Genomic DNA, 24272 nt, shown 5'->3' with positions numbered 1-24272 from the left:
CATGACGACCATCACGGTAGAAAAAACGCAGCCGCAAGTGCCGGTGCAATTGCGCAATGTGGTGCGCCAGTTCGGCCAGCAGCGGGTCATCGACGGCCTGGACCTGGACATCGCTCCGGGGGAGTTCGTCGCGCTGCTCGGCGCCAGCGGTTCCGGCAAGACCACCTTGCTGCGCAGCCTGGCTGGGCTCGACAGCATCGACAGCGGCCAACTGCGGGTACCGAAGGCGCGGGCCGCGGTGTTCCAGGAGCCGCGACTGATGCCGTGGAAGCGCGCCTGGAAGAACGTGATTCTCGGTCTGCACGCCCCGGATTCGAAGGCGCGTGCGGTGCAGGCCTTGACGGAAGTCGGCCTGGCCCATCGCCTGGAGGCCTATCCGGCGACGCTCTCCGGCGGTGAAGCGCAAAGGGTGGCACTGGCACGCGGGTTGGTCCGCGAACCCCAGTTGCTGTTGTTGGACGAACCGTTCGCGGCCCTCGACGCCCTGACCCGGATTCGCATGCATCGGCTGATCATCGAGTTGTGGCGCAAGCACAAGCCGGCGGTGTTGCTGGTAACCCACGATGTGGACGAAGCCATCCTGCTGGCCGACCGGGTCATCGTCTTGGCCAACGGCAAGATCGCCGAGCAACTGTCGATCGACCTGCCGCGGGCACGCAACACCGGCCAGGCCGGGTTCCAGGACATTCGTGCGCGCCTGCTGGGCTTGCTGGGTGTCGAAGTGGACACCGTGGCCGTGGCGGAGCGTCCTCTGAGCCAGGGTACGGTCCGGCGGTTTGCCCATGGTTGATGCAGCGTTCCATTCATTGATCCCGGAGTGTTCTGTCATGGCGATTCGTGCCCGCCGATCGGCGATGGCGTTGCTGTCTGGCGTTGCGTTACTGCTCGGCGGTTGCGGTGACGCCGTCGAGACCCGATCCATATCCGCCGCACCGACGGACCTGTCCGGCGTGACCCTGATGCTGGGCGATCAAGCCAAGGGCTTGCGCACCGTGGTCGAGGCGGCGAATGCCCTGGAGGGCATCGACTATAAAGTGCAGTGGGCAAACTTCCAGGGCGCCGCGCCCTTGTTCGAAGCCCTGCGCGCCGGTGCCGTCGATCTGGCTCCGGCCGGTGATACACCGGTGCTCGCCGCCGCGACCGGAGGCACGCCACTGCGGATCGTCGCGGTCCGGCGCAGTCAGTCGAGGGGCATCGCCATCCTGGTTCCAGCGGATTCGGATATTCGCACCGTTGCCGATCTGAAAGGCCGGAACGTCGTGGTGTCGTCTGCCCGTGGCAGCATTGCCCAATACCTGCTGATTCGCGCGCTGGCCAATGCAGGTGTCGATGAGAAGGACGCCAAGGTCGGGTTTGTCCTGCCGACCGATGCCTTGTCCGCCTTCAACGCTGGCCAGATCGAAGCCTGGGCCACCTTCGGCATCTACCAGGCGTTTGCCGAGCAGCAGGGCGCCCGGGTGCTGATCAGCGGCGAGGGCATCAACACCGGCCTGACCTTCATCACCGCCTCCGACGAGGTCCTGGCCGACCCCCGCAAGCGCAAGGCGCTGAGTGACGTATTACAGCGTTTCGCCAAGGCCTTCGACTGGGCCCGGGAACATCCCGACGAGTACGCCCAAGTCTTTGCCAAGGTCAACGACATTCCCCTGGAGGTTTCGCGACGCCTGCGCAGTTGGGGGGATGAAGCGCTGTTGCCGCTCGAACCCCAGGATGTCCAGGCCTTGCAGCAAGTCGATGACCTGTTCGTGGAAAAAAACATCTTCCCTCACCGTGTCGATGTCCAGGCGCTGACGGATGACCAGGTGTTTTCCCTCAAGCCTTTGACCGTGTCGCAGTCGGAGCCGGAGCGTTAGTCCGGGGCCAGGCACGTGTTCGATTTGAATCTTCACAGGAGTCAATGAATGGGCAATGTACAGAGTGCTGCAAGTGCCCTGGAGGTGTTCAGGCGCCCGGCACCCCGCGGCGAGTTGCTCGAGCTTGGCCGGGTCTTGCGCGAACCCTTGGGGTTGTCGCGCCTGCACAGCACGCCCAAGCGAGTCTTGAGTCGTCGCGAAGGGGTCTTGCTGGGTTTTTTTGCGCTGGTGCTGCACGGTGCAGTGATTGTCTGGGTCAGGCAGGCGCCCTCGACCGTGCTGCCCGTGGTGCCCCCGCAGATTCCACCGATGACGATCGAGTTCTCGCAGCCGGCCCCCCGGTGGTGGTGCCGCCACCGCCCGCGCCGTTGCCACCGCCAGTGGTCGAGCCCCCGCCGCTGGTGGAGGATGAGTTGGCTGTGAAACCACCGCCGCCCAAACCTTTGCCCAAGCCTAAACCGGTGGTCAAGCCGCTGCCCAAACCGGTGGCCAAGCCCGTGGCGCCCACACCGCCACCCGTTGCGCCAGCACCCACGGTCGCCGCCCCCGCGCCGCCGGCTCCCCCGGCACCGACCCCGGTGACCCCGGCATCCGCCAGCGCCGGTTACCTGAAGAATCCGGCGCCGCAGTATCCCTCGCTGGCGATGCGTCGCGGCTGGGAAGGCACGGTGCTGTTGCGCGTGCATGTGCTGGCCAACGGCAAGCCCGGCGAGATCCAGATCCAGAAGAGCAGCGGTCGCGAGCCACTCGATGCTGCCGCGCTGGCGGCGGTCAAGGGCTGGAGTTTTGTTCCGGCCAAGCAGGGCGATGTGCCCCAGGACGGCTGGGTCAGCGTGCCCATCGATTTCAAGATCAAGTAACCCGAGTTAACCACGTACACCGCGGGCCACCTGGCAAAAGGCGCATCGCTAAAACCGATCCATTGTCTTGTTGGAGAACCCGAGCATGAACCTGATTGCATCCCCCTTCGAATCCACCGAACACGCCGTCATCTGGCTGTTGATCCTTTTTTCCGTCGTGACCTGGGGGCTCGCCCTGTTCAAGGGCGTGCAGTTCACCCGTCTCAAGAGGCAGGATCGAACCTTCCACAAGCGTTTCTGGGCAGCGTCGAGCCTGGACGCCGCCGCCGAGCTTGCCCACAGCCAGCCCGGTGCCGCCGCCCGTGTCGCGTTGGCCGGTTATGCGGCGATCCAGGTCAATGACCCGGCCAATGCCGACCTCAGTCAGTCGATCAACCATCAGGACCGGCTCGAAAGGGCCCTGCGCCAGCAGATCGTGCGAGAGCGGCGCTCGCTGGAAACCGGGCTGGCGATTCTCGCCAGTGTCGGCAGCACCTCGCCCTTCATCGGCCTGTTCGGCACCGTCTGGGGGATCATGTCGGCCTTGAAAGGCATCAGCGCAGCGGGCTCGGCAAGCCTTGAAACCGTCGCCGGCCCGATCGGCGCGGCGCTGGTTGCCACGGGTGTGGGGATCGCCGTCGCGGTGCCGGCGGTGCTGGTCTACAACTACTTGCTGCGTCGCCTGAAGCTGGCCGCCGCCGACCTCGATGATTTCGCCCACGACTTCTACAGCCTGGCGCAAAAACACGCGTTCCGAGTGCTGCTGCACCCGGTGCTGAACAAGTCCGGGGCGACCGTCGCCGGCCAAGCTGTCAAGGAGGCCTCCTGACATGGCCTTCTCCACACAAGATAGCGATGAAGTGCTCAGCGAGATCAACGTCACACCCTTGGTGGACGTCATGCTGGTGCTGCTGGTGGTGTTCATCGTCACCGCGCCGCTGCTGACCAACGCGATCCCGATCAACCTGCCCAAGACCGAGTCGGTGGCGCCGGTGGAGCAGAAAGACCCGCTGGTGGTGAGCATCGATGACAAAGGCAAGGTGTTCATCGACAAGGATGAGATCCAGGCGGATCTGCTCGAAACCAACCTGCAGGCGGCCAAGGCGAAGAACCCCGAGGTGCGCGTGCAATTGCAGGCGGACAACGGGGTGAACTACGGTGAAGTAGCACGGGCGATGGCTTCGATCGAACGGGCGGGGATCACCAAACTGTCGGTGATTACCGCGAAGTAGGGGCGCGCGCATCTGGCGCTACTTCGTCGCCGCATATCCCGAAGCCTCGATAGGGTCATGGGATAGAACGGCGTCGGGTGTGGTGATGGGGTGGGTCAAGGAATCTTCCTTGAACAAGAAGGCCCGATTGTAACCCGCAGCAGGTGGGCATCCGCTGAGTACGCTCCGCCGCCGCGCGCCACGAGGTAGAGTGCAAGACATCCCATCAACACGGGAAACTCAATGCCCCGGTCTATCCAGGGCCAGGTCGGCCCGAGCGCGTAACTGATGGCAAACATCTGAACGGCGATCAGCAGCGCGACCCCGCGGGTGGCCAGACCGATCGCCAGCATGACGGCACCCACTGTTTCCAGCAGCATGACCAGAACCGCCAACTGTGTGGCGAACGGCAATTCCATCACGTTCTGGATCAGGTTGATCGATGCGGCCATCGGGTCGGCCATCGAGCCGTGGGCCGTGCCCAGGGCCTTGGGCAGTCCGTGGGTGAACAGCACGAGCGCGAAGACAGTTCGCAGCATGGCGTACAGGCACGGTTCCAAGCGCAGGGCCCGGGCGTTGAGGGCGGCCAGGGCGGCGCGTAGCGTTGGGTTTGCAAGGTGCATGGCAGGTCCTTCGCGCGGCGGCGGGTGACAGGGGCTGGCAAGCATCTTTACGGTTTGGGCCCAGGCGATAAACCCTGTGCGATTGCCATGTGTATTCAACAGCGAAGAACAATCGGCCCATGCAGAGACCGGCATGCGTCCCATATACCGATCACGCCTGGCGGTAGGCGCTGGGCGTGATGCCCACTTCTCGACGGAACACCTGGGAGAAATGGCTGGCGCTGGAATAACCCACCTCCAGCCCGATGTCGATGATGCTGCGATCGGTCTCGAGCAGCAGATGGCGGGCACGACTCATCCGCAGCCGGATGAAATACTGCGAAGGCGACAACCCCGTGGCCCGCTTGAACACCCGGCTGAAGTGGTACTCGCTCAAGTCGGCGATCCGGGCCAGGTGTGCAAGGTGGAAGTCATCGGCCAGGCACGCGTTCATCGCCGTGAGGACGCGGCGCAACTTGTAGGCCTGCAACCCATTGTGGCGTCGCTGGCCGCTGTGCGCGGCGCTGTAGCGACGGATCAGGTGCACGGCCAGGGCCTGGGCCAGACCGTGCACGAACAGCGGGCTGGGTTGGCGTTCCTCGATGAGTTCGACGCGCAACTGATCGAGGATGAAGCTCACGCGTTCGTCCCGTGCTCCGGAGAGGTCGGCAAAGCTCACTGGTGCGCAATGCTCGCCCAGCAGGTCACGGGCAGCCTGGTCGATCAGTGGCAGACCGAGGTACAGGTGCATCACCTCGAAGGCGTCACAGTCGATGGTTTGCCAGCGCATCTCGTAGGGTTCGTGGGTGTGGGTGAGGAAGAAGTCGCCAGCCTCGACCTCGGCGGCTTCCCACGCCCCGTCGAGGGCGCGTTCCTCGACCTTGGCCCGGCCGACCAGGACCAGCACCAGCAGCGGCTCTACCACGGCCGGCACCCGTATCGGCTCGACAACGCTGTGATGGCTGAACAACTGCACTACCACGTCCTGCAGTTGCGGGTGCGAAGGCAACGCCTGCGGGGGCCCGGCAGGTGCTGCGGCATCGATTCGGCCGGGATGCGCGGCGTATCACGGGCGGCCAGGTCATCATGTTCAGGCGGGTGCACGGCAGGCTCCATCGACAAACCCTCAGAGAGGGCGGGCGTCGACAGGGTAACGCAGAAGACGCCGAGCCAGGCATTCACGCCAGCGCAAAACCCCGACAGCGCAGGCAAGCCTGCGAAAGCCCGGCGCGCCCGGTTGCGAGACAGTGAAACCGTCGATCACGACAGCGCCCCACGGGCGCCGAGCCGGCGAATACCTCACCGGCTCGCAACGCAGGAGAACATCATGACGGATATCAAGCACGGTCTACCCCACGAAGTCGAAGGCAAAGTCGCGCTGGTCACCGGCGCCGCCAGCGGCATCGGCAAGGCGATTGCATTGTTGCTGCATGGGCGTGGTGCCAAGGTCGTGGCCGAGGACCGCAACCCCGCCGTCGAAGACCTCGCCCGTCCCGGGCTGGTGCCCCTGGTGGCCGACATCACCGAAGACGGCGCCGCGGAGCGCGCGGTCGGCCTGGCCGTCGAGCAGTTCGGGCGGCTGGACATACTGGTCAACAACGCCGGCATCATCATCAACAAATTGGTCATCGACATGACCCGCGACGATTGGGAGCGCATCCAGGCCGTCAACGCCACTGCGGCGTTCCTGCATTGCCGCGAAGCGGTCAAGGCGATGATGCCCAACCGCGCCGGGGCCATCGTCAACATCGCGTCCTATGCCGCCTATTTTGCCTTTCCCACCATTGCCGCCTACACCGCGTCAAAAGGGGCGTTGGCCCAACTGACCCGCACACTGGCGCTGGAAGTGATCGAGCATGGCATTCGCGTCAATGCCATTGGCGTCGGTGACGTGGTCACCCACATCCTTGATGAAGTGGTCGACGACGGTCCGGGTTTCCTGGCCCGGCACGGCGAAGCCGCCCCCATCGGGCGTGCCGCGCAGCCCGAGGAAATCGCCGAAGTCGTCGCGTTTCTCGCATCCGGCCGCGCGAGTTTCATGGTGGGTTCGGTGGTCATGGTTGACGGGGGAATGACCGTCACTGCGGGTTGATCGCTCCGGTGGACGCCCGGTAATGGTCCCTCGAGGCGGGTCGCGTGCCCTTCAACCCAGGCACTGCGCGCCGGCCTTGGCGACCTGGGCGTCCTGTTCGGCCTTGACCCCGGACACGCCGACGGCGCCGATCACGTGGCCGTCGACAATGATCGGGACGCCGCCCTCCAGTGACGTCAGCAACGGTGCGGACAAAAAGGCCTGGCGTCCACCGTTGACCATCTCTTCATAACCTTTGGATTCGCGCCGGCCGAGGGCCGAGGTGCGGGCCTTTTCAGTGGCGATGTAGGCGCCTATGGGCGCACAGCCATCGAGGCGTTCCAGGGCCAGCGGGTGACCGCCGTCATCGACGATCACGATGGCGACGGCCCACTGATTGCGGTTGGCTTCATCGCGGGCGGCCGAGAGGATCCGGCTGACTTCGTTCTGGCCGAGTATGGCTTTGCTTTTCATGGGCGGCTCCAGGGTGGGTTAAGGCAACGCGGCTTCGACCCACTCGATCCAGTGTCGGACCGGGGTTCGGCCGGCACCGTCGAGATGGGACTGGCAGCCGATGTTGGCGGTGACGATCACGTCGGGGCGCCCGCTTTCCAGGGCATTGAGTTTGTTGTCGCGCAGTTGTCGCGACAGTTCGGGTTGGGTAATCGAATAGGTCCCCGCCGAGCCGCAACACAAGTGGCTGTCGGGGACCTCTGTGAGCTCGAAGCCGAGCTTCGTCAGCACTGCCTCGACGGCGCCGCCCAGCTTTTGCGCGTGCTGCAAGGTGCACGGGCAGTGGAATGCCAGGCGCTGGTCGCTGTGCACGCGCAGGGTTTGCAGCGGTTCTTCGCGCAGCACTTCAACCAGGTCCTTGGCCAGGGCGCTGACAGCCTTCGCCTTTTCGGCGTAGACCGGGTCGTGGCCGAGCAAATGCCCGTAGTCCTTGATGAATGCGCCGCAACCGCTGGCGGTTTGCACGATGGCTTCGGCACCGTTCTCGATGCTCGGCCACCACGCGTCGATGTTGCGCCGGGCACGATCCAGACCCGCGGCCTGGGCGTCGAGGTGATAGTCCACGGCACCGCAACAACCGGCTTCGCCCACGGCCGTCACACTGATCCCCAGGCGATCCAGGACCCGCGCCGCCGCCGCGTTGGTATTGGGTGACAGGCTCGGTTGCACACAGCCTTCGAGCATGAGCACCTGCCGGGCATGGCGGCTGACCGGTCGTGGCTTGGCGGCAGGAACGTGGCGAGGCACCTTGGCGCGCAAGGTGTCGGGCAGCCATGGACGAAACACCCGGCCGCCGCCCACCAGCCCCTTGAGCACACCGGGGTTGGGTACGGCCGCCCGCAAGCCCTCGCGCAACAGGCGTTGGCCAAGCGGCCGTGCCACCGCCGCGTCGACCACGGCGCGGCCGATGTCCAGCAGGTTGTGGTAGTCGACCCCGGAGGGGCAGGTGGTTTCGCAGTTGCGACACGACAGGCAACGGTCCAGGTGCTGCTGGGTCTTCGCCGTGACCGGGTTGCCTTCGAGCGCTTGCTTGATCAGGTAGATGCGCCCCCTCGGCCCATCCAGTTCGTCGCCGAGCAGCTGATAGGTGGGACAGGTGGCATTGCAGAAGCCGCAGTGCACGCACGTGCGCAAGATGCTTTCGGCCTCTTCGGCGCGAGGCAGTTGGCGAGCCGCTTCACTCAAGGTGGTCTGCATGGTTCAAAGCTCCGCGTACAGGCGTGCGGGGTTGAAAATGCCCCGGGGGTCGAGTTGTTGCTTGAGGTTGCGGTGATAACGCAGCAGGGCGCTCGGCAACGGCTGGAACGGACTGTCGACCAGGCCATGGCTGTAGCAGGTCACGTGGCCGCCGGCGCCTTCGACGATCTGGCGGATGAACGCGGCTTCGGCGCCGGACTTGAGCCAGCGCTGGGCACCGCCCCAGTCGATCAATTGCTTGCCAGGCAAGGGCAGCCACGGCGTGTTGTGGGGTACGGACAGGCGCCACAGCGGATGCTCTTCATTGAAGAAGTCCAGGCGCTGTTCGTTCAGGCTTCGCCAGAATGAACCGTCCAGCCGCTCACCGCCCAAACGGTCGCGGGCGGCTTTGACCGAACCTTCGCCACCTTCGAGGCGCAGGTGCAGCCGCGTTCCATCGTGGCAGGCGGCGCTGATCGGCAGTGGTTGCTGGCCCCATTGCGCCAGCCGCTGCAAGGCCTGCTGGCTGTCCATCTCAAGGCTGATGCTCAAGGTTTGCCGAGGTTTGGGCAGCACCTTGAGCGACACTTCGGTGATCACCCCAAGGGTGCCGAAACTGCCCGCCATCAGGCGCGACAGGTCGTAGCCGGCGACGTTCTTCATGACTTCGCCGCCGAAGCGCAACAGCTTGCCCTGGCCGGTGATGACCCGGGTGCCGAGGACGAAATCCCGCACCGAGCCGGCCCAGGGGCGACGCGGTCCGGAGAGCCCGCTGGCAATCATGCCGCCGACCGTGGCGTCGCCGAACGACGGTGGTTCACAAGGCAACATTTGCTGCGCAGCGTCCAGCACCTCGGACAAGACCTGCAAGGGCGTGCCGCAACGAACGGTCACCACCAGTTCCGTCGGGTCATAGCTGACGATGCCCCGGTGCGGGCGAATGTCCAAGAGTTCGCCCGTGACCGGACGTCCCAGGAAGGCCTTGCTGTTGCCGCCCTGGATCCGCAACGCGGTGGCGTTTTCCAGCGCCTGGTTGACCTGTTCGAGCAACGTGTCGCTGGCGTCCCTGTCGAGTGCGCTGTGCATCAGAAACGCTCCAGTGCAGGGAAGGGCAACTGCCCCAGGTGCACGTGCATGGCGCCAAACTCGGCGCAGCGGTGCAGCGTCGGGATGTTCTTGCCAGGGTTGAGCAGGCCGGTGGGGTCGAAGGCGGCCTTGACGGCATGGAACACCGTCAATTCGTCGCTGTTGAACTGCGCGCACATCTGGTTGATTTTCTCGCGGCCCACCCCGTGCTCACCGGTGATGCTGCCGCCGACCTTCACGCACAACTCGAGGATCTTGCCCCCCAGGGCTTCGGCGCGATCGAGCTCGCCCGCCTGGTTGGCATCGAACAGGATCAGCGGGTGCATGTTGCCGTCACCGGCATGGAACACGTTGGCCACCCGCAGGCCGTATTCGGCCGACAGCGCGGCAATCGCCTGCAACACGCCGGGCAGTTCACGGCGCGGGATCGTCCCGTCCATGCAGTAGTAGTCCGGCGAGAGACGGCCCACGGCCGGAAACGCGTTCTTGCGCCCGGCCCAGAAACGTACGCGTTCGGCCTCGTCGCGGGCCTGGCGTACTTCGGTGGCGCCGGCCTGTTCCAGCACCTGGCGCACGCGGTCGCAGTCCTCGTGGACGTCCGCTTCGACACCGTCGAGTTCGCACAACAGGATGGCGTCGGCTTCCACCGGGTAACCGGCATGGATGAAGTCTTCGGCGGCGCGGATCGCCAGGTTGTCCATCATCTCCAGGCCACCGGGGATGATGCCCGCGGCAATGATGTCCGCCACCGCGCGCCCGGCTTTTTCGACCGAGTCGAACGCCGCCAGCAAGACCTTCGCGGTCTGGGGCTTGGGCAGCAACTTGACCGTGACCTCGGTGATCACCCCGAGCATGCCCTCGGAACCGGTGAACAACGCCAGCAGGTCGAGCCCCGGCGAATCGAGCGCATCACTGCCCAAGGTCAGTCGTTCACCCTCGACAGTGAGGATCTCGACCTTGAGTAGGTTGTGCACGGTCAGGCCATATTTGAGGCAATGCACGCCACCGGCATTTTCGGCGACGTTGCCGCCGATCGAGCAGGCGATCTGCGAGGACGGGTCCGGCGCGTAGTACAGGCCGAAGGGCGCGGCGGCCTGGGAAATCGCCAGGTTGCGCACCCCGGGCTGCACGCGGGCGGTGCGGGCGGCCGGGTCGACATGCAGGATATGGTTGAAGCGCGCCATGACCAGCAACACGCCTTTTTCCTGCGGCAGGGCGCCGCCCGACAAACCGGTCCCGGCCCCCCGGGCGACGACGGGCACCCGTCTTTCGTGACACAGCGCTAACACGCCCTGGACTTCGTCGACATGACGGGGCAGCACCACCAGCAGGGGCGTGGTGCGATAGGCCGACAGCCCGTCGCATTCGTAAGGCATGAGTTCCTCGCGCTGGTGCAGGATCTCAAGCGCCGGCAAGCGCGCCTGCAAGGCTTGCAGCAGCGCGGCTTTATCCACCTCGGGCAGCACGCCGTCCACGCGTTCATCGTAGAGAATGTTCATAGTCGGCTGACGACACTCGTTGTTGTTATGGGCAGTCAGATTCCGGGGGTAGCTGACTTGCATGATTGGACCGAGGCGATCTACTGTCTATGGCTTGCGAGGGTGGTCGAACCAGTTTTTGCCCGACCATCTTTTTGTGAAGGATGAAAAGCCATCTAAAAACAATCGGTTGAATGGCATGGGCTGCATGCTTGAGATCCCTGGCTTAGCTGGTCATACCAGTGGGAGGCTGAATGGACGACACCCGGAGCCGTCACGCGCTTCAAGTGGCCGATGTGGTGTGCGAGCGCATCGAGCGCTTGATCGTGGACGGCGTGCTCAAGACGGGGCAGTTGCTGCCATCGGAGCGTCGCCTGACAGAAAAACTCGGTGTTTCGCGCACCGCGCTGCGTGAGGGCCTGAAGCTGTTGCGCGCCCGCGGGATCATCGAGACCGCGCAGGGCAAGGGCTCATTCGTCGCCGACCTGTCGGGCAACAGCGTCGCGTCGCCGCTGATGCACCTGTTCAGCTCACAACCACGCACGCTGTACGACCTGTTCGAGGTCCGCAGCCTGCTCGAAGGCGAATCCGCCCGCCTGGCCGCCTTGCGTGGCACGGAGGCCGATTTTGTCCTGATCACCCGCAGTTACGAGGCGCTGCTCGATGCCCATGCGCGTTCACTGGAGCCCTCCGAACACGCCCGGCTCGACCACGCGTTTCACCTGGCGATCTGCGAGGCGTCGCACAATCCGGTGTTGGTGCAGACCTTGCGTTCGTTGACGGACCTGCTGCTCAGCACGGTGTTCGCCTCGGTCAACAACCTCTACCACCGCGAGCCGCAGAAACGGCAGATCGATCGCCAGCACGCAAGGCTTTACAACGCGGTCACCGGGCGGCTTCCCGAGCAGGCGCGCAAAGCCGCTGTCGCGCATATCCAGAGCATCTGCGACAACCTCAGGGAAATCGAAAGCGAAGAGCAACGCCTGGTCCGTGCCACGTTGCGACTTGAGGGATGGACATGAGCCCGCCCTGTTCATTCGGGCGTTGGCGCCGAAGGTGAGATCCGGCTCGACCGCGAGCCGTGCGATCAATTTACGGCTGATGCCCTGAACGTCAGTTAGCCAACCGCCGCCTGATCAACCCAGCCGCGCGGCGACCGCCTGATTCACCGCCTCATCCCAGGCGGGCGTTTCAGGGAACAACTCAAGCACAAAGGCGATGAAGGCTTTTACGTTGGGGCTCCCACGCCGGCTTTCCGGCCACAGGGCGGTGATGGAAAAGCGCTCCACGGTGAACTGGGGCAGGATCGGAACCAGTTCACCTCGGCGAACATAAGGCGCGGCCACGTAGTGCGGCGTGATGCCGATGCCGCCTCCCGCTGCCATGATGGCTGCTACCGCGTCGCTGACATCCACGGTGAATGCGGCGTCGGGGCTCCACTCCAGCACTTTGTCGCCGGCCTGGTAGGGCCAGCGCAAAGGCTGCCCGGTACTCTGGTAGCGAAAATTCACGCACTCGTGTTGCGCCAATTGCTCGACGGTGGTCGGCGTGCCATTGCGGTCCAGGTAGTGGGGTGAGGCAAACGCACCAATTCGATGGGGCCCCAGGGGCCGCGACACCAGGCGCGAGTCGCTGGGGTTGCCGACGCGAATGGCCACGTCGATCCCTTGCTCGATGATGTCGCAATACGGGTCGCCAAGCCGCAGGTCGATGGCCAGGTTGGGGTATTGCTCACGGAACCTGGGCAACGCCGGCGCCAGGATGTTCACGCCGATGGGGAGCGGGGCGGTGACTGTCAGCACACCTGAAGGCTCGGCGCGGGAGGCGACCGCGGCCTGGTCGATCTCTTCGACCTCTCGCAGGATTCGCAACGCCCGCTCGTACAGGTCCCGCCCTTCGGGTGTGAGGGTCAGGGAGCGCGTGGTGCGGGTGAAGAGCATCAAGCCGAAGTGCTCCTCAAGCCGCTGCACGCTCTTGCTCACGGCCGAGGGGGATACCGAGAGCGCCCGGGCCGCAGCGGTGTAGCTGCCCAGCGAAGCGGCGCGCGCGAATGCGATGAGGCCGGTCAGCCGGTCCAGTCCAATATGTGCCTTCATGGCACTAGTAAAGCGACTTGCGCCCCAATTATCAATCTACGTTCACGATCTTATGCTCCCTCCATCGAACGCCATCCAGGCGTTCCACTGGAGACTCCCATGACGCTCACCCCAGCACTTGCATCCAATCTTCTCGGCCGCACCGTGGTCATCTTCGGCGGTACATCGGGCATCGGCCTGGCCGCCGCGATACAGGCCAAGGCTGCCGGCGCCAAGGTTGTGGTCATCGGCTCGAATGCGGCCCGTGCCGAGCAGGCGGCGCAGGCACATGGCCTGGATGGATGGCGCGCAGCCGATGTGACCCACCGTGAGGCGCTGGAAGCGGCGCTGGCGGATATCGCAGTGGTGGATCACCTGGTGCTGCTCGCCGGTACGTTCGTCACTGGAAGCATCATGAGCGCTGACGTCGAACATTTGCGCCGGGCGTTCGATGAGCGTATCTGGGCGTCCATCAACGCTATCCGTGCCCTGGGTGACAGGCTTTCCAAGGCGGGATCGATCACCTTCATCTCGGGCGCACTCGCCGATCGGCCTAATGCCCATGGCACTGCCGTCATCGGCGCGGCCTCGGCCGCCATGGAGTCGCTGGCGCGGGGCCTGGCCCTGGAGTTGGCGCCGATTCGCGTCAACACGCTGTCGCCCGGTCCGATCGATACACCGATTTTCAGCAAGGCATTGGGCGAAGGTCGTGACGCTTACGTGGCGTCCCTGGAGCAGGCGCTGCCGCTTAAGCGCATTGGCACGTCGGCGGAAGCCGGCGAGGCGGTGGTGTTCCTGATGGGCAACACGTTCATGAACGGTGCCGTGCTCAACGTCGATGGCGGTGCTCGACTGGTCTGACCCTGGTCCCTGCGTTCGAGAAGCTGTCATCCTGACAGCTCACCACCACGGAATGATTGTCCCGTGTCGGCGGGTCAGTCACACGCGTAATCGGGTTGCCGGGACTGTGCGGATGACTCGCTGACTTTCAGGAACAGGCTGACTTCGGCCTTTATCCAGTTGGCGAAAATGTTGATCTTCCAATCGTCTGCCTGTTCCAGCGTGCTGATCAGGTAGTAAGCCATTTCGGTATGGGTTGACGCCGCAAAGACCGGTACCACATGCCCGGCCTTGATCGCCGGCCGGGCATAGACGTCGCTGACCAGGGCCAGCCCCTGGCCCGCGATGGCCGCGTCAATCAACAGTTGCTCATCGGTGAAGCTGCTACCGCGCCGCGATCGGCTGTCTTCGATGCCGTGGGCCTTGAGCCAGAGCTTCCAGTTCGAGCGGCTGGCGTCCTGAAGTAGCGGGTAGTGCAGGCAATCGGCCGGTTGTTCTATTCGTCGGCCTGTCTTGAGCAACGCCGGGTTGCCGATGGGCAGGGTCTTGGGTGTCCACAGTTTTTCGCTGTGATGGCCCGGATGCACGCCCTGGCCATGACGAATGGCCACGTCGATGCCATCGCGGCGTAAATCCGCCGGGTAATGGGAGGTCGACAAGTTGATTTCGATGTCGGGCCAACGTTGTTGAAACCGGGTGAGTCGCGGGATCAGCCAGGCGCTGGCAAAGGACAGGGTGGTATTGACTGACAGTCGGGCGGAACGGGTTCTGAAAGATTCGAAGTCTTCCCAGACAGCTTCGATATTGTTGAAAGACACGGCGAGTTGATCCATCAAGTTTCTTCCGGCACTGGTCAGGCTAATCTCTCGGTGAGAGCGTTCAAACAGCTTGACGGACATTCGGTCTTCGAGGCTTTTTATTTGTTGACTGATAGCGCCTGGGGTAACGCAGAGTATGTCAGCTGTTTTTTTCATACTGTTGTGTTTGCAAACCTCGACAAATATATGGAGCGATGATAATGGCATTGATCGGCTCATCGTTCAGTCCTTGTTTTAATTTAGCCGGGGCGTGTTCCGTGCTGCTAATCAGAAGTACCGTTATGTCGAGGCATGACTTCTCCCTCCACCTTCCAAGAGGGGTGAGCGGGGCGATAAGGTATGACTCGAAAAGGAACGTCCGTGGGGTCAGGAAGTGTTGAGTGAAGTCAGCATTGAGAGTCCCTTTCTAATGGCGTGTCGTTGCTCTGTTGTGGTGCGCCGGGTCCCCCGGTAGCGGTTGTTAGATATCTGGCGCCAAAGTCTGTGGGCCTGGATGAGAGTGGCGAAGTTTCCGTACGCTAATCTCAAAGGAAGGCCTGTTGCAAGCGTGTTAAAAACCTCTATGTTTTGCGATAGAGGAAACTGAATATTTAAAATATTTCACTGAAGCGGTGGTTGAAATGGTTGACGGCATTGCTCAGGCTCTTGTCAAGTGCCGCTGAAATGCGTGAAGGGGCATTGGAAGGTACGTAGTGATTGTAATAACTGGAACCTTCCAGGACCGGCCCGAATATATAAATCCGCTCACGCAAATGCGCGTGCACGAATTCCGGGTGGTGGGCGGACGAAAAGTCGCCATAAGCCAGCGGAGAATAGCTCGACGGTTGCTCGGTTATGGCACTGAGCAGGGTGTGCAGCTCACGCTGGGTGGCCTGGGTACTGAGGTTGGCTTTTATCAGATGCTCGAACTTAAACTGCTGGTAGTCGGGCTTTTCCAGCGTGACAGTGAATGTCTGTGTATCGGGATTGTAATGCTCGGCGGCTGCATAGCCTGGCAGCAGCTCGACCACCCCACTTTGTATCAAGGCAATCAATTCTGCATGCCGTTCTTTTTGTGGGCCGGCCACCAGCCGATTGATCAGCGGGCAATACCGCGTGAAAAAGGCCTGGTGGGACGCCGGGGTCAGGCCTCGATGATCGATGGCGTGGCATAACTGATTGCGCAGGTCGCGCCAGATTTCCAGTGACTTCTTCAGCGGGCTGCGCCGGCAGCCCAAGGCACTGGCGTGTACGTCCTCCTGGAGCTGGCTGACGAACCACTGCGGGTACGTGTCGGCCGTCAGGTGGGGAGGTGGTGTGCAGGTCAGGATGTCCTGGGGCGTGTAGGGCCCGTATTCGCTGGCCAGGCGATCAAAGGTGGCCGATAGGGTTCCGGTGGCCTGGGCCGTTTGCACCTGCTCCCAGACCTGTTGGTAACGTTCCTGGTAGCGATACGCGTTGCGCTCGTCCTGACCGGCGCAGGCGCAGTAGTACGCGGCCGTCATCTCCTGGTAGAGCAACGGGAGCAGGTCTTTCTCGAAATCGAGTCTTCGCCCCGGGGCCTGGTCTCTGAGCCGGTCGATCGCCGCGTGCGTCAGCAGCAGCGGCTGATAGCGGATGACCGCATCGTCCACCTCCGGCCTGGCGCGGTAGGGCATGCCGGAGTTGCTGTACAGGCTGATGCGCGGTTCCTGGCCAGAGGGTCGGTAGCTCAGGCCGCCGGCGGTGTGCTCGAAGACCCCGCCACGGCCCGTGGTCAACGCCGCTACCACGTCCATGGCGGTCAACCCGACACCCTGGACCGCCACGCTCGAATCGCTGGCGATGTCTTCCAGGCTCGCCGGAAGCGGGTAGGGCCGGATAAAGGGGGCGGCGTGGGTCCCGCTCGGCAGCACCCCGTGCCCGGTGCACAGCAGCAAGGTGTCGTAGGCACCGCTCACGATGGGCGATGCGAGCAGCCTGAAGCGTCCGTCCGGCTCTTCTTCGACGCCGCGGATCAGGCGGCACGACGTCTCCAGGCGCACGTTGATGGGAATGTGCTCCAGCAGCCGGGTGAAGTACCACTGCAGGTACAGGCCCAGGTACCGGCGGGGCAGGAAGGCGAAGCGATCCTGTTCGCCACTGATGGCCTCCGGGTGCAGGTGGGCGATCCACTCATAGAGCGAGGGCCGGAAGGTGTGCCGGGGGAACAGGGTAAAGTCGTCGTCCTCGAACATGGAGAGCTGGCCGGCCACCGTGTTGAGGCGCAGGTAGTCCGCCTGGTCGCAGCGATGCACCCCCTGGCCCGGAGCCTGGGCGTCGAAGGCGTGGACGATCACGGACATGTTGGGGTGACGCTTGGCCATGGAAAAGGTCTTGGCCAGGGCCAGCAGGCCGGTGGCACCCATTCCGATGATTGCAATGCGCATGGTTTCAACTCCAGCGGAGGGTGGATTCAAAAAAATCGGTCACCGGCACGCTTTGCTGTTGCGCCTGTGCGATGTCGAAGATTTTCTTGCCCAGCGCCACGTCGAGCACGCCCAGGCCAAACGGGGAAAAGATCATCGGCCGGGACGGGTCGGGGTTGCGCTCGCCGAGCACCAGTTGCGCGAGGGTGCCGTGGATGAAGTCGCGATGGCCGACCTGTTGTTCCGTCAGGTGCAGCGAGGTGTTGGCCTTGAGGCAATGTTCGATGTCATCGGTCACGTTGAACGCGCCGAGGATCTGGCTGGGCGCCAGGTCCCGCAGGGAAATGTTGAGCAGCACGGTCCCGGCCTTGAAGGCATAGCGCTCGTCGATATAGGGCTGCGCGGCATTCGTGGCGAGTACCACGACGTCGTTTTCCAGCGCCTGCTCAAGCGTGTCGAGCACGCGGCAGTTGAACCCCAGCGCGAGGGCGTGGGCCCTGAAGGCCTGGGCGGAATCGGCGTCGGTGTCGTGAATCAGCACTTCGCCGATGGCCCAGCGCGAGACGCGAAATTGCTCCAGGATCGTGCGGGAAATGACCCCAGCACCGACGAACGATAACCGCGGGATCTCGCTGCGTTGGCCCAGCAGGCAATGGGTGGCCAAGACCGCCGAGGCGGCCGTGCGCACGGCGCTGATGATCGACGCTTCCAGCAATGCGATGGGATAACCGGTGGCGAGGTCATTGAGAATCAGCGTGGCCGACGCTCGCTGTAGGTTGTGCCGTGTGTTGCCGGGAAAACTCGCGATCCATTTGATCCCAGCGACCTTGTCCGCACCGTCCATGCAGGCGGCGGGCAGGGCGATGATCCGGTCTGCCGGGCTATCCTTGAACCGCAGGAAATAGCTGTCCGGGTTCTCGGTAGCGCCGCGATGATGCTGCAGGTAGGTCTCCCGTACCGTGTCCTGGGCCAGGTCGGGAAACTGCCTGAGGACTTCGCGAACGGTGCTGCCTTTCACGACATGCAAGGGGGGTGTGGTCGAGTGCGTGGCGTCATGCATGGGCGTATTCCTTATCGCTGGCAAGGATGTCGGGACGGATGCGGTTGAAGTCGTAGTCCGGGAAGCGGGCGCGCACCCAGTCGTCGTTGTAGATCGTGTCCAGGTAGCGCTCGCCGGCATCCGGGGAGATGGCCACGACGGTGGCGTCGGGATGGATGCGGTCCTTCCAGGCCATGACGCCGGCCAGGACGGTGCCTGTGGAGCCGCCGAACAGCAGGCCGTTTTCCCTGGCCATGTAGCGGCACATTCGGATGGTGTCGACCTCCTTGATGCTCTCCATGGCGTACAGGTCGTCGGCGCGGAACAGCGGTGGCATCTGGCTGGACCCCAGGCCGGGGATGTGGCGTTTCCCCGCCGGCCCACCAAATGTCACCGAGCCCAGGCTGTCCACCGCGACGATCTTGGTGTAGGGGCTGTACTTCTTGAAAAAGTCGATGCACCCCATCAGCGTGCCGGTGGTTCCGGCGCCCACGAACAGGTAATTGACCCGGGTGAAGCTGTTGAAGATCGAGCTGGCGGTGGTGCGGGCGTGGGTCTGCGGATTGGCCGGGTTCGAGTACTGGTTGAGCCAGAGGCAGTTCGGGTCGGCGGCGATTGTCTGCCGGACGTAGGCGATGCGGGTGCCCAGGTAGCCGCCGTTGGAGTCCTTGGTGTCCACCTGAACGATCCGCGTGCCCAGGGCCATCATCAACTTCAGGTTGGACTGGGAAATGTTCGGGTCGCACACGCAGACGAACCGGTACTTGCGCTCGGCGCAGATCATGCTCAAGGCCACGCCCAGGTTGCCGGAGGACGATTCGATCAGCGTGGTATTGCGGTTGATCAGCCCCTGTTGTTCCAGGCTCAAGACCAGCCCCAGGGCCGTCTTCATCTTGATCGAGCCGGCGGCGTTGAAGTAGTCGAGTTTCAAGGCGCAACGGATACCCAGGCCCTTGATGGTCAGGAATACGTTGTCAAACACGATATCGGAGGAAGCGTTATACATGTCGACACCTTCGGGCGTTCAGAACAGGGAATGGGTCAGGATGCCGGCGCGCATCGCCAGCAGGGAAAAGGACTGGCCCTCGCCGATGCCGTGGGAGCGTTCGGAAAGGCCATTGACGAAAATCGCGGGCTGGAACGACGCAGTGGTCGTCAGCTTGTAGTTCTGTTCCACCCGCACGCCGTTGTCGCTGCCCAGGCTCAGCCAGGGTTGCAGTTGGGACAGGAGCGAAGGGATGTAGTCTTGCTGGTAGCCTGTCCCCAGGATGACGTAGTCGGCGTCAAGGCTGCTGTGTTCCTGGGTGTAGGGGTCGCACAGGTCCAGGGTGACTCCGGCTTCGGTGGGCGAAGCCGATTCGACCTGGGTGAAGATTTTCAACGCCAGCCGTGGCTTGTTGCTGACCAGGCCTTCGTAGAACAGTGAGTACAACGCCTGGCTTTCGTCGACATCGATGCCCGAGTAGTTGGTGGACTTGACCTCTTCGAGGATCATCGCTTTTTCGGCCTGGCCCAGCTTGTGGAAGTACGCCACCCGCTCGGGATGAAAGGCCTGGTTCGGGAACTGTCCCAGTTGGGCGATCTTGAACCCGCTGCTGCGGTGGATCGAGGTGACCTGGGCGTTCGGGAAACGGTTCAACAAGTCGACGATGGATTCGCCCGCGCTCTGCCCGGAACCGATCACGGCAAAGGACCAGGCGCCCTGGCGGTCAAGGTGCTCCAGGCTGCTGAGATAGCGCGAGGTGTGGATGATCCGGGCGCTGTCGAGCTGGGCAAACTGCCGGGGGATGTTGGGGGTGCTGCCACTGGAGAGCACCAGGTTGCGCGTCAGGTACTGGCCCTTGGAAGTCATGACCCGCAGCAGCGTGATCTCGCCGTCTTCCATGACCGGCCGAATCTCCCGGACCTCTTCCTCATAATGCACGTGCGCGGCAAACGCCTGGCCGACCCAGGACACGTAGTCGGACCACTCGTTGCGACTGGCGGGGCGACCCAGGAGGCCGAACTGATAGAGCCGGCCGTGCTCCTTCAGGTACATGGCGAACGAGTGCCGGCTTTGTGGGTTGCGCGGGGTCACCAGATCGCGCAACAGGTGGTGATTGATGTCGGTGCCATCGAGCAGGAATTCCGGGTGCCAGGCGCAGTTGGAATGTTTTTCCAGGAACAGGCATTGACCCGTTTCCAGTGGCCGATGGGGGGCTTCTTCGAGCGCGCACGCCAGGGCAATGCCAGCGGGGCCGAAGCCGATATTGATCATTTCGTAGTAGTCGGGAGTTCCCTGCATGAGGCACCTGTGATCAAGCAAAAGTGAATGGGACGAAACGTTGATTGCGGACTTTCCAGAGGGCGGCTCGGGTAAAGCGGTTCTCGCCGTCACGAAATTGCACATCGCCCATGACGGTGGCGAAGGTGGTGGTGTGCAGGGCGTCGAGCATCGGCCCGCCATGCCTCAGGGCGCTGGCGATCTGCAAGGCCGCCAGGCTTTCCTGGTAATAGGTTTCGCTGGCGGACAGCCCGACGCCGGCGGTTGCCAGGCCAACGATGCCGAGGCTGTCCAGGGCATCGGTCTGCTCGATGAACCAACTGGAGAGTGCGTCGTCGGTGAGGTAGATCGGCCGGTCGCGCAGCCGCTCCGGCAGCGCGTTGACGTAGCGGATGCTGTTGTTCAGGCGTCCGCAATAGACCACCGCGTCGGCGCGCTCGGGCGACGTGGTGAGGCGCAGGGTGGTGCGCTCGAGAAGGGCCGTGAGGCTGCGCGCCAGGGACTCACCGTGCGCGGTCGAGTCGTGCGTGAGCAGCACGCTGGCGCTCTCGCCATGGGTGAGCAACTGCCTGGCCAGCAGCGTCATCAGGTCGTTATCCGATGGGCACAGGCGAAAGGCGTGGGTGAGCGTGCCAACCAGGTCCTGCTTGGTCGCTGCCGGGAGCAGCACGGGGATGCCCGCGGCTTCGTAGAGGGGAAGGGCGCCGGCCGCCGCGTCCGACGAGAAATGCCCGACCACCACGTCGGCTCCCCGGCTGATCAGTCGCCGGGCCGCGCGACGCCCGCCTTCGGGGCTGGCGTCGTCATCTTCGAAGATGAACGTCAACCCGGTGGTGTCGTGGGTGTTGATGAAGTGGTTGATGGCCGCGAGGAAGGTGCGTGCGTGCACTGTCCTGGCGCTCTCGAAAATGGCCGATATACCGATGCAAAAGGGCATGGCTGTCCCTCCCTGGACGTGGATTCAATGTGTGCGACGAGGGGGTGTTAACGTGATCGGGCGATCTGGTCGTAGAGGCGCGATGCGATCGGGTAGGCGTACTTGTAGCCCACCCCATTGAGGCCGGTCGCCAGCCAGATACGCGAGCCTGGGTACTGCGCGCCCAGCCGGGGCAAGCCGTCGGCGGTGTACAGGTCGGTTGCCAGGTCCATCGACAGCAACGAGTACTCATCGGTCTCGCCCAGCAGACCCCGCAGCCGCTGTCGACAGTCTTCGACCATGAGGCGCAAGTGCCTGCGGTCGCCTTCGATTTCCTCCAGGCTCGGCCTGATGGCCGTGGTGCTTTGCAGCAGCGTGTCGGACAGCGGCAGCGCATAGGTGCCCGCGACGAAGTCGATGCACGGCAGCGTGGGAACCGACGGGCCGCGGAACTTGAAGTACGGGAGGGTGCGCACCTGGCTGTCGTCGATGAGGCTCAGCGCCGGGCTACCGGCGCCGGCCGCGTTGATCACCCAGCGTGCCCGGTAAAGGGTTTCCTGGCTGTGGATTTCGACGTGGGTGTTGCGCTCCATCAGGCGCTGGACATCGCAGCGCTCGATCAGGCAACCGCGCTGGCGCAACGCCGTTCTCAGGCCGTTCATGGTCGAGTGCACATCGCTGACCGCGGCGGTGGCCTCGTGGTAGTACGCGCCGCTGTCGGTGACGGGGCGGCCCACGAGCACTTGTGCCTCGTGGGCCGAGAGCCGCCGCAACGGCGCGTCGCTGGAGGGTGGCGGGCCGTCGGCGGGCAGGCGATAAAGCGCGCCGGTGACCGTTTCGTGGCGGCGCAGAATGGCCTCCACTTCGGTTTCGCCGGGCTTGAGCCCGACGACCTGGGCCATCCGCGCCAACGCCGGGTTCGGCTCGAACGCCCGGCAAATGCCGCCGGTGTGGGCGGTCGCGCCGGCATAGCCGCAGCGGGTCCGCTCCACCAGCAAGGTGTCGATGCCGCGCTCCGACAACAGGGCGGCGGTCGTCAACCCGATGATTCCGCCACCGATGACGGCCACTTCGAAGTCGCTGTTCATGGCAGGCGTCCTAGATGGAGTAATCGAGGAAGTTGGCGTTCATCAGGTTATCCAGGACCAACGCCTCGTTGATCGAACAGCGCTTCTGGATCTGCCGGGACAAGGTCGGCGTGATCGGGGCGCAGATACACGACGCCAGCGCCACCAGGTAGTACAGCGGTTGCTCCGCTTGCAGGCGTTCGTACGCCATCTCGTAGAGCTCCACCGCCAGCGCGGCCAGGTTCCGGCTGGAGAAACTGTCGGCGCTGGTGACCGCGGACCAGCGGTTGTACACCTCGCACAACAGCTTGTGTTCATTGCGTTGCATGCCGTCGAGCCAGAAGTGCGGCGACTCTTGCGTGGCCGCGACGGTGAGCGTCTCCAGTGTGTTTTGGTAGAACGTCTGGTGCCATTCGACGAATTGGGTTTCGACGAAGTCGCTCTCTTGCTCCTCGGGCGCCAGCAGGGCCATGTACAGCCTGACCGAATCGGTGTCGTAGTCGCTGACCAGGTCGCGGATCCAGATGGCGTGGTTACGGCTGGTGGAGAGGTTCAGGCCGTTGAGCTTGAGGAACATGTTGGTGTAGAGGCGCTGTTTTTTCTTCGCGTACGGGCTGCCGGCCAACAGGATCGGGTAGGCGATCCCGTGGCTGTAGAGGCAGTCATAACCCAGGAAACCCACCAGCGTCGTGTCGTCGCTGCGCCAGAAACTGTCGAACAGCTCCGGGGTTTGCTGGTTGACCGTGAAGTGCTCCCGGGTCGCCGCGATGTACCCGGCCATGCCCATGAACCAGGTGTGCACCTTGCCCAGGTGCGGCTGGCCGATGTCCAGGCCCGCATCGCCATGGCGGGTGATTTGCCAATCCTCGGGCGTGGGGGCCAGTTCACGCTCCACGAAGGCCCGCGAGTTGAGGCGCACGGCACTGTCGCCCAGCCAGGCGCGCAGCTTGTGCACGTTCTTGCCGATGTTCAGGTAGGCATGGTCCTTTTCCACCCACTCGTGTTCGCCACCACAGAGCTTGCAGCGGAAGTTCTTCATGTACAGGTAGTTCGGCGCGCAGGCACATTCTTCGCACTGGCTGGCGTCGGAGTCCTGGCCGCAGCTGCTGCACTGGCCGCGACCGAAGGCTTCATAGCCCCAGACGTTGCAGGCCCGGCAGAAGGGCGCCAGCACGGTTTTCTGGTAGATGTTGCGATCGTTGACGCCCTGGTGATAAAGCTCCAGCACGGCGTCGCGAAAGCAGGTGTTGTCCAGGGACCTCATCCAGTGATCGACTTCGATACCGGCCATTTTCAGGCTGAGGTTGATCTTGCGGGTGTTCTCTTCGCCGATCTGCGCCGGCTCGCGCCCTTGCTCGCGGCCCCGGCGCAACATGTAGGACTGGTAGTCGTCGGAGTAGGACACCAGCACGCAGTCGTGGCCTTTCTGGCGCTGGGTCCGGGTGAAGATATCGGCACTCAGGAAGGGGCCGGCCAGGTGCCCGATGTGCAAGTCGCCGTTGGGGGTTGGTGGTGTGATAGTGACGATGAATTTAGACATTCTCGGTCTCCAGGTGAGCGATATCGGCCTTCATGTAGTCACCGGCGATGAACTTGTCCCACCAGATCACGTAGAAGTGAAAGTCTTCGTCACTGTCGTTGATGACGTAGTGGTTGGTGTGCTTGGGAATGGCGGCGATATCACCGGTCTCGAACAGGTAATGCGTATCGCCGATGACCAGCCGGCCCTGCCCCTTGAGGGCGATGAAGATTTCCTGGTCGATTTGCACGTGGGGTTCGCTGCGGGTGTGTGGCCTGACCACGCACCATCCGGCGGCGAACGGCATGGGATAACCGTCCCAAGGCAACAGGCGTTTTCCGTCCAGGTCGTACTCATGCACCAAGGCGGACCAATCCATTTTCCTGAAAATTTCAAAACCCATCGGCTTAACCCTGCGAGTGGAGATGTCACTCGATGGTGTTTGCCGGGGGAATAATTGACAACGCAGATTTATTCAACGCTGGGTTAAGGAGGGCTAAATCCAAGCGGCGGGAGGCCAGGCAGCGCGCTGCCTGGCCA

Annotated in this window: 20 protein-coding genes and 3 pseudogenes; 8 read left to right on the top strand and 15 right to left on the bottom strand. The window is 63.6% G+C overall.

The window, feature by feature from the left end; translation table 11 throughout:
• The first annotated feature begins 1 nt into the window (after position 1).
• From KI241_RS15830 to KI241_RS15810, 5 genes and pseudogenes are all read left to right on the top strand, one after another.
• On the top strand, positions 2-790 hold the full coding sequence (locus KI241_RS15830; protein ID WP_123578901.1) for an ABC transporter ATP-binding protein: 789 nt from the start codon (positions 2-4) through the stop codon (positions 788-790).
• A 37-nt stretch (positions 791-827) separates the two neighbouring features.
• Entirely contained in the window at positions 828-1853 is a 1026-nt protein-coding gene (locus tag KI241_RS15825; protein WP_123578902.1) for an ABC transporter substrate-binding protein, read from the top strand.
• Positions 1854-1901: 48 nt separating this feature from the next.
• Positions 1902-2713, top strand: a pseudogene (locus KI241_RS15820) (energy transducer TonB).
• A gap of 85 nt (positions 2714-2798) precedes the next feature.
• Positions 2799-3521, top strand: a complete 723-nt coding sequence (locus KI241_RS15815; protein WP_123578904.1) for a MotA/TolQ/ExbB proton channel family protein — start codon at positions 2799-2801, stop codon at positions 3519-3521.
• Between the two features lies 1 nt (position 3522).
• The gene (locus KI241_RS15810; RefSeq protein WP_042728674.1) at positions 3523-3924 is read left to right on the top strand and encodes a biopolymer transporter ExbD; all 402 of its coding nucleotides are present in this window, start codon (positions 3523-3525) and stop codon (positions 3922-3924) included.
• 95 nt (positions 3925-4019) lie between these two features.
• Here KI241_RS15810 and KI241_RS15805 read toward each other — a convergent pair whose 3' ends face one another.
• A complete protein-coding gene (locus KI241_RS15805; protein WP_123578905.1) occupies positions 4020-4526 on the bottom strand; it encodes a DoxX family protein in 507 nt (168 codons plus the stop codon).
• A 151-nt stretch (positions 4527-4677) separates the two neighbouring features.
• A pseudogene (locus tag KI241_RS15800) lies at positions 4678-5621 on the bottom strand (helix-turn-helix domain-containing protein).
• 211 nt (positions 5622-5832) lie between these two features.
• On the opposite strand from KI241_RS15800, the gene KI241_RS15795 reads away from it, so the two are divergent.
• Positions 5833-6597 carry an SDR family oxidoreductase gene (locus tag KI241_RS15795; RefSeq protein ID WP_042728677.1) on the top strand — a complete coding sequence of 255 codons (765 nt, stop codon included), beginning with the start codon at positions 5833-5835 and terminating at the stop codon, positions 6595-6597.
• 51 nt (positions 6598-6648) lie between these two features.
• Here the strand turns inward: KI241_RS15795 and KI241_RS15790 are convergent, their stop codons facing one another.
• From KI241_RS15790 to glcD, 4 genes are read right to left on the bottom strand one after another with little or no spacing between them, the layout of a single operon-like run.
• Positions 6649-7050: a heme-binding protein gene (locus KI241_RS15790; protein ID WP_047738946.1), complete on the bottom strand. Its 402-nt coding sequence runs from the start codon at positions 7048-7050 to the stop codon at positions 6649-6651.
• 18 nt (positions 7051-7068) lie between these two features.
• Positions 7069-8286: a glycolate oxidase subunit GlcF gene (gene glcF, locus KI241_RS15785; protein ID WP_123578907.1), complete on the bottom strand. Its 1218-nt coding sequence runs from the start codon at positions 8284-8286 to the stop codon at positions 7069-7071.
• A gap of 3 nt (positions 8287-8289) precedes the next feature.
• On the bottom strand, positions 8290-9351 hold the full coding sequence (gene glcE, locus KI241_RS15780) for a glycolate oxidase subunit GlcE (protein WP_123578908.1): 1062 nt from the start codon (positions 9349-9351) through the stop codon (positions 8290-8292).
• A complete protein-coding gene (gene glcD, locus KI241_RS15775) occupies positions 9351-10850 on the bottom strand; it encodes a glycolate oxidase subunit GlcD (RefSeq protein WP_047738943.1) in 1500 nt (499 codons plus the stop codon). Before glcD ends, glcE begins: the two co-directional genes overlap by 1 nt.
• A 233-nt stretch (positions 10851-11083) precedes the next feature.
• On the opposite strand from glcD, the gene glcC reads away from it, so the two are divergent.
• Positions 11084-11851, top strand: a complete 768-nt coding sequence (gene glcC / locus KI241_RS15770; protein WP_123578909.1) for a transcriptional regulator GlcC — start codon at positions 11084-11086, stop codon at positions 11849-11851.
• A 114-nt stretch (positions 11852-11965) separates the two neighbouring features.
• Here glcC and KI241_RS15765 read toward each other — a convergent pair whose 3' ends face one another.
• Positions 11966-12925 carry a LysR family transcriptional regulator gene (locus tag KI241_RS15765; protein ID WP_047738941.1) on the bottom strand — a complete coding sequence of 320 codons (960 nt, stop codon included), beginning with the start codon at positions 12923-12925 and terminating at the stop codon, positions 11966-11968.
• 99 nt (positions 12926-13024) lie between these two features.
• On the opposite strand from KI241_RS15765, the gene KI241_RS15760 reads away from it, so the two are divergent.
• Entirely contained in the window at positions 13025-13765 is a 741-nt protein-coding gene (locus tag KI241_RS15760) for an SDR family oxidoreductase (protein WP_047738940.1), read from the top strand.
• A 74-nt stretch (positions 13766-13839) separates the two neighbouring features.
• On the opposite strand, the gene KI241_RS15755 is transcribed toward KI241_RS15760, so the two are convergent.
• From KI241_RS15755 to KI241_RS15720, 8 genes and pseudogenes are all read right to left on the bottom strand, one after another.
• Positions 13840-14577, bottom strand: coding sequence for a LysR substrate-binding domain-containing protein (locus KI241_RS15755; RefSeq protein WP_234407904.1), 738 nt, complete (start codon positions 14575-14577; stop codon positions 13840-13842).
• Between the two features lie 575 nt (positions 14578-15152).
• Positions 15153-16949, bottom strand: a complete 1797-nt coding sequence (locus KI241_RS15750; RefSeq protein WP_123578910.1) for an FAD/NAD(P)-binding protein — start codon at positions 16947-16949, stop codon at positions 15153-15155.
• 4 nt (positions 16950-16953) lie between these two features.
• Positions 16954-18973: pseudogene (gene sbnA, locus KI241_RS15745) on the bottom strand (2,3-diaminopropionate biosynthesis protein SbnA).
• Positions 18974-18991: 18 nt separating this feature from the next.
• Entirely contained in the window at positions 18992-20251 is a 1260-nt protein-coding gene (locus tag KI241_RS15740) for a SidA/IucD/PvdA family monooxygenase (protein ID WP_042728687.1), read from the bottom strand.
• A 13-nt stretch (positions 20252-20264) separates the two neighbouring features.
• Complete coding sequence (locus KI241_RS15735) at positions 20265-21167, bottom strand: ABC transporter substrate-binding protein (RefSeq protein ID WP_123578912.1); 903 nt, start codon at positions 21165-21167, stop codon at positions 20265-20267.
• A gap of 47 nt (positions 21168-21214) precedes the next feature.
• Positions 21215-22234, bottom strand: a complete 1020-nt coding sequence (locus tag KI241_RS15730; RefSeq protein ID WP_212802704.1) for an FAD-dependent oxidoreductase — start codon at positions 22232-22234, stop codon at positions 21215-21217.
• Between the two features lie 10 nt (positions 22235-22244).
• On the bottom strand, positions 22245-23753 hold the full coding sequence (locus tag KI241_RS15725; protein WP_047738937.1) for a methionine--tRNA ligase: 1509 nt from the start codon (positions 23751-23753) through the stop codon (positions 22245-22247).
• Positions 23746-24135, bottom strand: a complete 390-nt coding sequence (locus tag KI241_RS15720; RefSeq protein WP_042728691.1) for a cupin domain-containing protein — start codon at positions 24133-24135, stop codon at positions 23746-23748. The genes KI241_RS15725 and KI241_RS15720 overlap by 8 nt, the downstream gene beginning before the upstream one ends.
• Between the last annotated feature and the right edge of the window lie 137 nt (positions 24136-24272).

It is taken from the genome of Pseudomonas sp. Cab53, assembly GCF_018325965.1.
Classification (GTDB): domain Bacteria; phylum Pseudomonadota; class Gammaproteobacteria; order Pseudomonadales; family Pseudomonadaceae; genus Aquipseudomonas; species Aquipseudomonas chlororaphis_E.
The sequence above is the reverse complement of the archived record's forward strand: the minus strand, read 5'-3'. Positions and strand labels throughout refer to the sequence as shown.

Excerpts from the sequence above, each read along its gene's own strand:
- KI241_RS15830 (WP_123578901.1), top strand. The coding sequence starts at position 2 with ATGACGACCATCACGGTAGAAAAAACGCAGCCGCAAGTGCCGGTGCAA.
- KI241_RS15825 (WP_123578902.1), top strand. The coding sequence starts at position 828 with ATGGCGATTCGTGCCCGCCGATCGGCGATGGCGTTGCTGTCTGGCGTT.
- KI241_RS15815 (WP_123578904.1), top strand. The coding sequence starts at position 2,799 with ATGAACCTGATTGCATCCCCCTTCGAATCCACCGAACACGCCGTCATC.
- KI241_RS15810 (WP_042728674.1), top strand. The coding sequence starts at position 3,523 with ATGGCCTTCTCCACACAAGATAGCGATGAAGTGCTCAGCGAGATCAAC.
- KI241_RS15805 (WP_123578905.1), bottom strand. The coding sequence starts at position 4,526 with ATGCACCTTGCAAACCCAACGCTACGCGCCGCCCTGGCCGCCCTCAAC.
- KI241_RS15795 (WP_042728677.1), top strand. The coding sequence starts at position 5,833 with ATGACGGATATCAAGCACGGTCTACCCCACGAAGTCGAAGGCAAAGTC.
- KI241_RS15790 (WP_047738946.1), bottom strand. The coding sequence starts at position 7,050 with ATGAAAAGCAAAGCCATACTCGGCCAGAACGAAGTCAGCCGGATCCTC.
- glcF (WP_123578907.1), bottom strand. The coding sequence starts at position 8,286 with ATGCAGACCACCTTGAGTGAAGCGGCTCGCCAACTGCCTCGCGCCGAA.
- glcE (WP_123578908.1), bottom strand. The coding sequence starts at position 9,351 with ATGCACAGCGCACTCGACAGGGACGCCAGCGACACGTTGCTCGAACAG.
- glcD (WP_047738943.1), bottom strand. The coding sequence starts at position 10,850 with ATGAACATTCTCTACGATGAACGCGTGGACGGCGTGCTGCCCGAGGTG.
- glcC (WP_123578909.1), top strand. The coding sequence starts at position 11,084 with ATGGACGACACCCGGAGCCGTCACGCGCTTCAAGTGGCCGATGTGGTG.
- KI241_RS15765 (WP_047738941.1), bottom strand. The coding sequence starts at position 12,925 with ATGAAGGCACATATTGGACTGGACCGGCTGACCGGCCTCATCGCATTC.
- KI241_RS15760 (WP_047738940.1), top strand. The coding sequence starts at position 13,025 with ATGACGCTCACCCCAGCACTTGCATCCAATCTTCTCGGCCGCACCGTG.
- KI241_RS15755 (WP_234407904.1), bottom strand. The coding sequence starts at position 14,577 with ATGGATCAACTCGCCGTGTCTTTCAACAATATCGAAGCTGTCTGGGAA.
- KI241_RS15750 (WP_123578910.1), bottom strand. The coding sequence starts at position 16,949 with ATGCGCATTGCAATCATCGGAATGGGTGCCACCGGCCTGCTGGCCCTG.
- KI241_RS15740 (WP_042728687.1), bottom strand. The coding sequence starts at position 20,251 with ATGCAGGGAACTCCCGACTACTACGAAATGATCAATATCGGCTTCGGC.
- KI241_RS15735 (WP_123578912.1), bottom strand. The coding sequence starts at position 21,167 with ATGCCCTTTTGCATCGGTATATCGGCCATTTTCGAGAGCGCCAGGACA.
- KI241_RS15730 (WP_212802704.1), bottom strand. The coding sequence starts at position 22,234 with ATGAACAGCGACTTCGAAGTGGCCGTCATCGGTGGCGGAATCATCGGG.
- KI241_RS15725 (WP_047738937.1), bottom strand. The coding sequence starts at position 23,753 with ATGTCTAAATTCATCGTCACTATCACACCACCAACCCCCAACGGCGAC.
- KI241_RS15720 (WP_042728691.1), bottom strand. The coding sequence starts at position 24,135 with ATGGGTTTTGAAATTTTCAGGAAAATGGATTGGTCCGCCTTGGTGCAT.